We start from the raw sequence: 11,537 nt of genomic DNA on the forward strand, positions 1-11,537 counted from the left end.
AAGGAATCAGCCGGTACCTGCGCATGTGGTGACATCTTTGCCCGCTTCAAAAATCCACCCTCAAAACTTTATACAAAAAAATACTGTCCGAGAGGCGAGATGGAAAATCGGATTAAAGAACAACAATTAGACTTGTTAGCTGATAGAACTTCAACTCAAACATTTCAAAGTAATCAACTAAGATTATGGATACATTCCTGGGCTTATGTTCTCATAAATGCTTTTCGTCAACACTGTTTAAAAAAAACTTCATTGGCTAAAGCAACTGTGGGAAGAATACGTCTAAATCTTCTTAAGTTGGGAGCCAGAATAAAGATTAGTTGTAGAAGAATTATTATCGCTATAGCTAGTGCTTGTCCTTATCAAGATATTTTATCTATTGCTAACAAAAGAATTAAAACTATTCCTAATACTGGATAAGTAGAATAAGTCGTTTTTTAAAAAAGATATCTATCATAAGTTGTTGACTGACTGATACTTTCATTTAGTCTTATTTATCGTGGAGAAAATCAAAAGTTAATATAATTATTCCCTCTTAAACTCAATTTTTGGATAATCAAAGTCAATTTTTTTATTCATCTATATTCAAAATTTCTATTAGTCCTAAAAATTATCATTTTTCATCTCTGGATTGGGCTTTCAAATTAATTTGTGAGAAATCCGGGCAGTACGCTACCAAGGGACATCATTAATAATTCTCAATTGTTAGCGTGTGGGCATAATAATATTATGCCCCTACAGGTTTTATGGTTGTGTTGTTGATGGGGTAATTTCTAAAGATTGGTTTGCTTTTTGACTTCTGTTAGGACAGACTGCATAACCTAAAATAATCACAGTTAAGACCAAAGCGGCTATTATTTCTATTTTGGACCAGAGGTTAATAAAGCGTAAGGTTTTATCAATAACTTGATTCATAGCAACTTCTCAATTTTTTTACTCTTAGACACTTTCAATTATAGAGCATTGAACCTGGAATTTCTGGGTATCATTGTATTATACACAGACAAGATTTTAAATAAGATCGTAGGGTGGGCAAATTCAATAATTATTGAATATAGTTATTGAACATAAATTATTGCCCACCTTCTTGATTAAGACGATCGCAGTTTTATAGATGATTAATTATTGATAGGTAACCAATTTTCATCTAAAATTTGTTCTATATTGGCTATAGATTGGGCAGGAAATATTGTAGTGGAAATTTGCATGGTGTCACCACTTAGCTTAATAGAGTCTTGATAACATTCCTCAATAATTTCAGCCAAATAAGGTTTTAAACTAGGACTATCTTTCAATAATCGTTTAATCTGAATACGAAAATTACGAATTTCTCTTTTCCATCCTGCCTGATTGTACTCTCTTTCTTTTTCCCAGTAAGCTAACTTCAAAAAATGTTCAAATAAACGAGTTAATAAGCTTTTTAATGCTCGTTTATCCCTTCTCGTCATTGCCTCTATTTCCTCTAATAAGTTTTCCCAGTCTACTTGAGAATATTCACTGTTGCGTAGTTGTTCTAAAGTAGTTTCTAACCAGAGTTGATAGTCTTGATCGTAGAGTTTTTCCGTTGATATTGTGGTTGATTGAATCATAATTTTTTCCTTAAGCAGCGATCGCTTACCTCAATAGTACAAAAATTATAATCATTATGTCCAATTGAACTATACACTTTCTTTATACTACTATGATTGATGATTGATAAAAAATTGCTAATTTAAAGCAATCTTTATCATTCTTTATCATTTTCCGACAAAAAACATAAGAATTCATGGGATGGCACTCGTAAGATCAACGATCGCTTAGGGGTGTGATCACAATCACTATCTTAGTGATATCTCGGTCACCTTGCGTATTCTTTCTTAGACTTACAATAAAGGAAGATTGGTTACTGGTGACGAAATTATGGCTAAAGCGTCTGAAAAACCCTTGCAACCCAACCCCTTTCGTACCTATCGCGACCCCAAAACAGGGTTATGGGTTGTAGTGCCTATTCCCGAGACAGAAAGTCATTTTCATAGCTCTGATGGACAAAAAATTTCCACAGACTAAAACGAGGTTATCTAAACAGGATACAATCAGTTGAAAACCTGATTGATCGAGAGAAACATGACTCAACCTTTAATTCCTGTGATCCTTGCTGGTGGTAAAGGAGAACGCTTCTGGCCTTTGTCCCGTCGGCAGCGACCCAAACAATTTTTGTCTTTGGATGGTAGTGGAGAAAGTTTGCTACAAGCAACAGCCAATCGTCTTTTGCCTTTGGCAGACAACTGGGATAATCTTTGGGTAATCACAGCCAGTCCGATCGCAGATGGCGTTAGGGAACAACTACCCAATTTACCTAGTAATAATCTCTTAGTAGAACCCCAAGGAAAAGACACAGCCCCAGCAGTTGCTTGGACGACTTTAGAGATAGCTAAACGTTACGGAAAAGATGCTGTAATTGGTTTTTTCCCCGCAGATCATTGGATTAAAGAGACAGATGAGTTTGAAAAGACTCTTAATGCTGCTTCTCAGTTAGCCATAGCCGAAGATGCCATAGTTACTTTAGGAATTAAACCAAATTATCCCTCCACAGGTTACGGTTATATTGAACAGGGAAATTTAACCAATAATTTTAATGATTTACCTGTTTATAAAGTGACTCGTTTTACGGAAAAACCCGATCTCGAAACTGCCAAATCTTTCTTAGAAACTGGCCGTTTTAGTTGGAATAGTGGAATGTTTATTTTCCGCGCTGGTGTGGTGTTACAAGAATTAGAAAAACACACCCCCCAAGTATTGAAACCCTTACAAGAAAAAGGAGAAGCTGCTTATGAAGAATTGGAGAAAACTAGTATTGATTATGCTTTAATGGAAAAGACCGACTTAACTTATGTTTTACCAGCTAATTTTGGTTGGGATGATTTAGGAAATTGGAATTCTTTGGAACGTTTGGTTGATAGTAATGGCGATAATGTTGAATTAGGAAATCATGTTACTTTAGATAGTAAAGGGGCAATTATTTATAATAGTGATGAGCAGGAAGTTATTGCCACCATTGGCTTAGAAGATGTGGTTATTGTTCGGGATAAAAATGTTACTCTTGTTGTCAATAAAAATCGCACTCAAGATATTAAAAAGCTACTCAAGGAATTACAAAAAGATTCTCAATTGGATAAGTTACTTTAAGAGGATGTGATAAGTAACCCAGATTCCGCACTTCAAAAAGTAGCATTAAATACTACAAGCCTGGGGTTAATAATTAAGTATAATTTCTTAAGCTCTTGAAGACAAAAAAGTGGGATAATTGCTTAAGTTGTTTCCTCTGTAAAAAAAGAGCGAAAAATGTCTTATTTAGAAGAAATACAAGTTAAAAATTTAGACCATTTAGGGATAGTAGCTGGTTTAATTGATGAAATAGGAATAGTCAAAATAATTAATAATAAATTAGGAATAGATGTTAGAGAAAAAATCTCAGCAGGTACAGTAGTTAAGTCTATTTTAATCAATGGACTAGGATTTGTTTCAAGATCTCTATATTTATTCAGTCAGTTTTTTCAAGATAAAGCCATTGAGAAATTGTTAGGAGAAAGAATTAAACCTGATTACCTTAATGATGATAAAATTGGGAGAGTAATGGATGAATTATATAAATATGGACTAAATGATATTTTTATTGAAGTAGTTTTAGAAGTAATTAAAAAATTTAAAATAGACCTTAAATACTCCCATTTAGATTCCACATCATTTCATTTAGATGGAGAATATAAAAGGGAAGAAGATAAAGAGAAACAGGAAGAAGAAAAAATTATTAAAGAAAGACCAATTTTTATTAAGAAAGGATATTCTCGGGATCATAGACCAGACTTAAAACGATGTGTCTTGGATTTAATAACAAGCCAAGATGGAGATATTCCATTATTTGTGAGAGTAGGAGATGGAAATGAATCTGATAAAGCTGTATTTGGAAAAGTTTTAGTAGAATTCAAAAAGCAAATAAAGTTTGATAGTATCATGGTTTGTGATAGTGCTTTATATGGTCAAGAAAATCTCCAACTAATCCAACATTTAAAATGGATAACGAGAGTTCCAATGACCATAAAAAAAGCAAAAGAATTAGTGCAAAATATAGAGGTGGAAGAAGTAAAAGATGAAGATAAAGAAAAAAGAAGTGACCTAAATTTAGAAAGTTATACCTGGAAAGAAGAAATTGTTACTTATGGTGGAATCAAGCAAACTTGGTTAATAGTCTTGAGTGAAAAAAGACAGAAAAGTGATTTGGAAAAACTAGAAAAACAACTTTCCCAAGAAGAGAAGAAATCCCAAAAATTTCTTAAAGAAATACAATCTGAAGAATTTGAACATCCTCAAGCTGCTCGATATAAATTAAAAGCTATTAATAAAAAATTGAGATTGTTGGAAATAAAAGAAGTTGAACTGATTGAAACTTACTCGAAAAAAAAGGAAAAGATTTATAAAATGATTAGTCTGATCATCAAAAAAGATGAAGAGATAAGTAGAAAGACTAAAGAAGCAGGAAAATTTATTTTAGCAACTAACTTAGTAGAGGAAAATAAATTAGAAGCTAGTGAAATTCTGATAACTTATAAAAATCAGCAATCTACGGAAAGAGGATTTCGATTTTTGAAAGATCCCTTATTTTTTACTGATAGTTTCTTCGTTGAAAAACCAGAAAGAATAGAAACAATGTTATTTTTAATGTCTTTGTGTTTGTTGATTTATAACTTGGGGCAAAGAGAATTAAGAAATTGTTTAAAAAGAGTCAAAAAAGGAATAAATAATCAAGTAGGGAAAGTAACATTGCGTCCGACTTTGAGGTGGATATTTCAATGTTTTAAAGGTATTCATTATGTGATTTTAAACGGAGTTAAACAAATTGTCAATTTAACAGAAGAAAGGCGTTTTATATTGAGTTTATTACCTGCATCTTGTCAAAGATATTATCTATAAATTGAATTGGATAAAGCAAAAATAATAAAAGAATAAGAGTCTAATGATATCAAATGAGAAGAGGAAACTCTCCTTCGTTTGTGCTGAGTCTTGCTAAGTTTTCAATGAGTATAAATCTTCTTAATTTGATTATTTTTCCTAAAAATTTAATGAAAAGAGAAATATTCTTGCCCAGGTATGATTTTCGGACTTTTTAAAACTATGTATTTTTTTTATACTACATTTTGAAGTGCGGAATCTGGGTTTTATATTAGTGATACTGCTAATTTAGACGGAACAGGGGAAGATATTCCAGAAGCAGTTTTAACCGCAGGATTAGGGTTAGATGGAGGGGTTGATCTTGAAGTCGTAAAAGCTTTTGTTGGAGGAGATATTAACGGGGAGATTTTCATCAATTTAAACGATCCCAATGGAGACGGCAAAATCCGTTCTAATGAACTTGATTTGAGTAATCCTAGTAATATTTTTGATCCCATTGCTTTAGATAACATTTATGCTCAGTTATCAGCTTGGTATCAAATTTTTCCTCTCGATAAAGTTTCTTTTCCTCTTTCCCCTCAGATTCCTTTACTTAACAAAGAACAACTTGATTCAGCTTCCAATGAAATTACAGGATTTGTTGATCAAATCAAAAATGCGATCGAAGATGCACAAGATTTTCTTGGAAACGTTTGGAAAGAAGTTGAGAAATTTGCTGGAGATGTAGCAAACGCAGTTAAAAAAGGAGTTGAAGATTTAATCGACTTTGGAAGTGACATTGGCCAAGCAGCAGTAACTGTTCTTAATACAACAACTCAGGCCGTAATTGATGGAAAAGATGCTGTTTTAGGTGTACTTGCTGATTTTGATGAGCAGTTTATTCAACCCTTTGTTGAGGGAATCGGTTTAGAACCTTTCTTCACTTATTTAGATGAAAGAATCCCCCTAAGAAAATGGTTAAAAGAAGTTAATAATGCCATTGATGACTTAGGGGAATATGTGAGTGCTGCTACAGCAGTGATCAATGGAAATACCACTGTAAAAGAAATCATTAAAGATATTCCAAAACTTTATACTTTTTCCGCAGAAATCATTGACGGTCAATTAGAAATTAACTGGGATAGTAATGCGAGTAATCAGTATTTACAAGACCCAAAAGCCGAATTATATGTCACCATTGAAGAAAGATGGGGATTAAAATACTTACAAGTTTTTTCCGCACCAATCAAAAGTCAAGAAAAGGTCGCTAGAATTTTTAAAGCTGAATGTGGTGGATTTTTGGGGACTGATTGTAGTTGGAACGAAAAAACCCCCGAAACCAAAGAAGTTGAACACCGCAATGCGTTTGAATTTAATCTTAACGATATCAACAAAATTGTTATCAATGGGACAAACTATGATGACAAAATTATTGTTGATAAATTAGTTGATACACCCGTCACTATCAAAGCTTATGATGGTAGGGATACCATTCAGGGAGGATCTAATGATGATGATCTCCAAGGTGGTAGAGGTGACGATACCATTATTGGTGGTGAAGGACATGACACCATTGGAGGGGATGAGGGTAATGATGTTTTAGTGGGTGGTGACACTGTTGAAGAAGATAATATCACAGGAAATGACAGTATCACCGGTGGTACTGGAAATGACACTTTAATAGGGGGTGCAGGAGAAGATACTTTAAAAGGAGATGATGATAATGATGTTTTGCGAGGGGGTGATGATAAAGATAAATTATACGGAGGTGATGGAGAAGACAATATTTATGGTGAGGGAGGTAATGATACTGCTTCTGGAGGGGGACAAAACGATTATATAGAAGGAGGGGAAGGGGATGATTCTTTGAATGGAGATGGTGGAGAAGATTATATTTTAGGTCAAGGAGGGGAAGATACTCTCAACGGTGGTATTGACAATGATCAACTGGATGGGGGTGATGATGATGATCATTTGTATGGAGACTCTGGAAATGACTTCTTACAAGGAGGTGAAGATAACGATCATTTGTATGGTGGGGATGACAATGATGTCTTAGAAGGAGGATTAGGAAATGATGAAGTTTCAGGAGGATCAGGAGATGATGATTTATATGGAGATAATCAAGATGCAACCGGAAACGGATGGGATGTCTTAAAGGGAGGAAAAGGGGATGATTATCTCAAAGGTGGAGGAGGTAATGATAATTTAGATGGAAATGAAGATGCTGACTTATTAGAAGGAGATGACGGAGACGATATCCTCCGAGGTGGAAAGAATGATGATACCGATGCTAACGATATTTTGAGAGGGGGTGATGGAGAAGACGAATTATACGGGGGTAACAGTGGAGAAGGAAAAGGAGTCTTTCGAGGTGGAGTTACTTTAGAGGGAAATAATTCAGCACAATATGACTTTTTGGATGGTGAAGCAGGAAAAGATAAATTATTTGGGGAAGGAGGAACAAATTATTTACGTTCAGAAGTTTTATCTGATTATTCTGTTGAACAGGTTGCAGGAGGGGATGAGTTAAATTACTTTATTATTGATCTCAATAGTTTAGCTAATTCAACATATTATCGAGATTTCGTAATCTCTTTAGGTAACGTCCAAAGTCAGGATTTTCTTTTCTTTAATACCGAAGAGATTAACGATTTAATGGAGTTTTATAATACCTCTGTTAACTTCAATAGTGATGGGATTGAAGTTAACGGTATTCGTATTGATGGTATTGGTCAGATCAGTCTTAACTTACCTCTTACCGCTTATGACAGTCGAGTCATTAAAACGGGAAATCCTTGGTTGAATTTTGATGCAAACTATCAAATAATTGAAACAGAAACTGGGTTTAGACTATTGTATGAACCCTCTGATTTACCCGGATTAAAAACAGAGTCTTTGAGCATTTCTGATACCACTCTCAAACCTGATCAAACCTACGAGCTTGACTTTGCCATTCGTAATTATGGAAACAGTAATGCAGATCCGTTTAAGGTTGATTTTTATCTCAGTAAAAATTCTAATCCCTCGGATCTAGATCCTAATGTTCATCTAGGAACTTATGAAGGTTTTAGTAATGGACTCGTAAGTCGTTCTACTGTTAACGATACTCAAACAATTGAGTTACCAGAATTTGAATATAATTACTCTTCTTTTTCCTTCTTTAATCCTGAAACAGAGTTAGATGAACAAGGATTCAGAGATGGTTCTCAGCGCAATTCATTAGGACTCAATTTAGTTAATAATTATCTGATCAGTGTCGTTGATTTCAACAACGAAGTTACTGAGTTTGATGATAGTTATACATCATGGGATCGGAAGATTATTCCCATCACTATCGATGCTCATAAACCAGCAGATTTATCTTTTGATTATTTCCGAGTTCGAGATGATATCAATAGCGATCCCAATGCAACTATTGTTACCCAACCGGGTCAACTCTTAGACTTTAATTATACTATTCAAAATACAGGAGATTTTGCAGTAGAAGATGATTTTGTCATTAGTTATTATCTCTCTACCAGTGATAAAACAGAATATAATGATCAACGACGTTTTTCTCGAAATGAATTTGAGCAAAACGATATTTATTTAGGAAGTCATGAAGTTAATTTGTTCACTCCTATTGATCCAGGAGAGGTTTATGATCCTGGTAATTTATTATTAAATGCAGGTTCTATTGTTTATGATGGAACTGGTGGAGTTTCTATAAAAAATGATGAGAATATTATTCGTCCTACCACTATTCTTAGCTTTATTATTGATAGTTATGGTCGATTCGATGATGCACCGATCGCCATTGGTTTAGACGGTTATTATTGGCAGTTAGCAGGAGAAGTTAACCCCGAATGGAATCAAGAATTTAATCAGGGTACGGGAATTCAACATAATAAAAAATATGAGATTCCTGTGGGTGAAATTTTAGCAGGGACAGCAGTTTCTTACCTCAATTTTATTAATACTGAAGGTGATTTTAAAGAGGTTTATTTAGGAGAACCAGATATTAACATAAATCTTCCTGATTGGAATCACTCAATTTGGGATACTGTTGGGGAAGGAACCTATTATTTACACACAGTTATTGATGGTAATCATGATGTTGGTGAACGAAATGGGTTAAATAATTGGGAAACAGAAGAAATAGAAATTAAGTTACCAGACTTATCACCTTCTCTTTCAATAAATGCAAGGTTTGATGGTTTATATGTTGGGGAAAGTTTTCCTACTACTTTAACAGTAGAAAATAAAGGTAATGCTTTTTCTCCTGGAACCAAAGCACATATTTATATTTCTAAAGATAGCACTATTAATTTCCAAGATGAATTAATTAAAACCTTTGATATTTATGGATTAGGAATTGATCAAAAAAGAGAAGAAGACTTTGAATTCTTTTTACCTGCTCACGATGATACTTTTTGGACTTATGATGGAGACTATTATCTCGGTGTTGTCGTTGATGGGAATAATTTAATTCCTGAAACCGATAATACTAATAATAGTAAGAGTTATAAGATTGATGTAACTCGTACTGATAAACCTGTTGTCAGAGTTGAAGATTCATCAGATGGTTTTACTTTTAAAGTTAATCAAAATGTTCCCTCATTAAAAGTCAACTATCATCTAAAAACGAAAGAAGACTATTTAGCAGAATCTTTACCTGCTTATGATAAAGAAACAGATAGGTTTTATACAGATATTGATAGTTATTTTGATCTTGAACAAGGAACTTATCATAACTTATCTGAAAAGGAAAATGAAGAGACAGTTTCTCAACAGGAAAACACAGAAACTGTTACTCAAGAGGAAAAACCAGAAATAGTTAATGATTATTATGATGTAGCAGAAAATAAGTATCAACTAGAAGATGGAAGTTATTACGATTTTATCCAAGGTAAATATGTTGATGCTGATGGTAATAGTTCCGATTTAGCTTATAAAATAACTTCAGAATTTACCAATAAATATGATTCCTATGCTCAAGGTTACTATGATGCTGACTATACAACAGAAACGTATATAGTTCCCCTTGATCTTATCAATGATTCTTACTATTTACCCGATAGCAAACTCTATTCTTTTGCTTATGGTTACTACAGTTTAGACGAGCAGCGTTTTTATACTCAGGAACCCATCGAAAATAGCGATTATCATGATACCCAAACGAATACTTATACTTATTCTAATGGTGTAGTTATAGATCCTAATAAAAATTATAATCCTGCTGACTATTACTTTGATATTAATGGAAATGATCCTAATAGTAGCAGTCAACAATATTATGCTCCCGATACAGGTTATTATCATCTAGATACAGAAACTTATTATGACTCTAATAGCAATGCTTATTATGACTCTTATGGTGGTTATTTCGACATAACTAATAAGCGTATTTATGAAAGTGATGGCAGTTATCTTGATATAAATAATCATCGTATTTACGAAAGTAACGGTAATTATTTTGACATCAATACTGGATATTATCACTATGCTGATGGTTCATATTTTGACATCAGTAGTGGTTATTATGATGCTGATGGGAACTATTATGAACCCCCCGTTGATCCTGACCCTGACTTGGGTTATGATACTAGCTATTATGATCCTTCAGGGGGTTATTTTGATGGTTATTCCTATACAACAGCCTATACAACAGCAACAGGTTCAAGTGTATCTGATTATGGAGAATATTATGGTACTAATGGATCATACTATTCTCCTTCAGGAGAATATTATACAAGTAGTAGCAGTTATTATTCCTTTGAATCTAATGACTATTATATCTTTAGTGGTTATATTGATAGTGAGGCAAGATATTGGACATTTGAATTATTAGATAGCTATTTCGATCCCACCACCAGAAAAATTTACGATACAGTTAATAACACCGAAAGAGATATAACCACCAGGGGTGAAGTTTATTTCAACGAAGAAGATGGAAATTATTATAATACTAGCACAGGTAATTATTTCGAAGGAACTTATTATTATCGTCCCGATGGTAGCTATTATGATGATAGCGATGGTTACTATTATGATGCTTTGGGAGGATATTATGATCCTGAGCAAAATCGTTATAATCTAGCATCTAGTGCATATTTTGATACCAATACCAATAATTTTTATCCTAATAGTTCAGATAATTTTGTTTATTTTGATGCTGAGAAAAATCGTTATCAAAATAGCGACAATGGTAGTTATTTAGATCCCATAACTCACCGTATTATTAATACAGACGGAACCTATTTTGAACCTGATGGGGGTTATTATTATCAAACCGATGGTAGTTATGTAGACTCTAAAAATCGCACATACCATATTCCTGATGTGGGTTATGTGAAAGATTTAATAGAAGTAGGAGATTATTCTTCTCCCGGCTTTCAAGGGCCATTCCTGGAAAAAAACCTAAAGGACCTTATTATATTTTGGAGGGGGTTTTTTCAGAAAAAACCCCGGTGAAATTCCCAATGAAAATTTTTCCTTCCCCCCGAAAATTTTTAAAGTCAAAAAAAAACATTTTTAGTAGGCCGGGATTTTTTTAAATCAACACAAAATTCCCCTACTTTCTTTACTTGAAAATCCCCGGGACAAAAAAGAGCCCAAATAACCTATTGTTAACTTAACCTAAATTCTCC

The 11,537-nt window shown here is 33.6% G+C and carries 6 protein-coding genes and 1 pseudogene; 5 read left to right on the top strand and 2 right to left on the bottom strand.

Going from position 1 to position 11,537, the window contains the following annotated elements; translation table 11 throughout:
• Positions 1-420: pseudogene (locus CWATDRAFT_RS25305) on the top strand (transposase); the annotation flags it as partial.
• Positions 421-744: 324 nt separating this feature from the next.
• Here CWATDRAFT_RS25305 and CWATDRAFT_RS38850 read toward each other — a convergent pair.
• Together CWATDRAFT_RS38850 and CWATDRAFT_RS25310 are read right to left on the bottom strand one after the other, a co-directional pair.
• Entirely contained in the window at positions 745-915 is a 171-nt protein-coding gene (locus CWATDRAFT_RS38850) for a hypothetical protein (protein ID WP_007311590.1), read from the bottom strand.
• A 203-nt stretch (positions 916-1,118) separates the two neighbouring features.
• Positions 1,119-1,589 carry a DUF29 domain-containing protein gene (locus tag CWATDRAFT_RS25310; RefSeq protein ID WP_007307675.1) on the bottom strand — a complete coding sequence of 157 codons (471 nt, stop codon included), beginning with the start codon at positions 1,587-1,589 and terminating at the stop codon, positions 1,119-1,121.
• A 310-nt stretch (positions 1,590-1,899) separates the two neighbouring features.
• Here CWATDRAFT_RS25310 and CWATDRAFT_RS38855 point away from each other — a divergent pair, with 310 nt between their 5' ends.
• From CWATDRAFT_RS38855 to CWATDRAFT_RS32025, 4 genes are all read left to right on the top strand, one after another.
• On the top strand, positions 1,900-2,046 hold the full coding sequence (locus CWATDRAFT_RS38855; RefSeq protein WP_021832084.1) for a hypothetical protein: 147 nt from the start codon (positions 1,900-1,902) through the stop codon (positions 2,044-2,046).
• 57 nt (positions 2,047-2,103) lie between these two features.
• Positions 2,104-3,165, top strand: coding sequence for a mannose-1-phosphate guanylyltransferase (locus CWATDRAFT_RS25315; RefSeq protein WP_007307672.1), 1,062 nt, complete (start codon positions 2,104-2,106; stop codon positions 3,163-3,165).
• Between the two features lie 156 nt (positions 3,166-3,321).
• The gene (locus tag CWATDRAFT_RS25320) at positions 3,322-4,947 is read left to right on the top strand and encodes an IS1634-like element ISCwa1 family transposase (RefSeq protein ID WP_007307673.1); all 1,626 of its coding nucleotides are present in this window, start codon (positions 3,322-3,324) and stop codon (positions 4,945-4,947) included.
• A gap of 444 nt (positions 4,948-5,391) precedes the next feature.
• Positions 5,392-11,361 (top strand): CARDB domain-containing protein, encoded by a 5,970-nt coding sequence (locus CWATDRAFT_RS32025; protein ID WP_007307674.1) that lies wholly within the window; start codon positions 5,392-5,394, stop codon positions 11,359-11,361.
• Positions 11,362-11,537 lie beyond the last annotated feature (176 nt).

Origin of the sequence: Crocosphaera watsonii WH 8501, assembly GCF_000167195.1 — a bacterium.
Taxonomy (GTDB): Bacteria; Cyanobacteriota; Cyanobacteriia; order Cyanobacteriales; family Microcystaceae; genus Crocosphaera; species Crocosphaera watsonii.

What these genes read in the sequence shown, in the direction of transcription:
- CWATDRAFT_RS25320 (WP_007307673.1), top strand. Translation starts at nt 3,322, where the DNA reads ATGTCTTATTTAGAAGAAATACAAGTTAAAAATTTAGACCATTTAGGG.
- CWATDRAFT_RS38850 (WP_007311590.1), bottom strand. Translation starts at nt 915, where the DNA reads ATGAATCAAGTTATTGATAAAACCTTACGCTTTATTAACCTCTGGTCC.
- CWATDRAFT_RS38855 (WP_021832084.1), top strand. Translation starts at nt 1,900, where the DNA reads ATGGCTAAAGCGTCTGAAAAACCCTTGCAACCCAACCCCTTTCGTACC.
- CWATDRAFT_RS25315 (WP_007307672.1), top strand. Translation starts at nt 2,104, where the DNA reads ATGACTCAACCTTTAATTCCTGTGATCCTTGCTGGTGGTAAAGGAGAA.
- CWATDRAFT_RS25310 (WP_007307675.1), bottom strand. Translation starts at nt 1,589, where the DNA reads ATGATTCAATCAACCACAATATCAACGGAAAAACTCTACGATCAAGAC.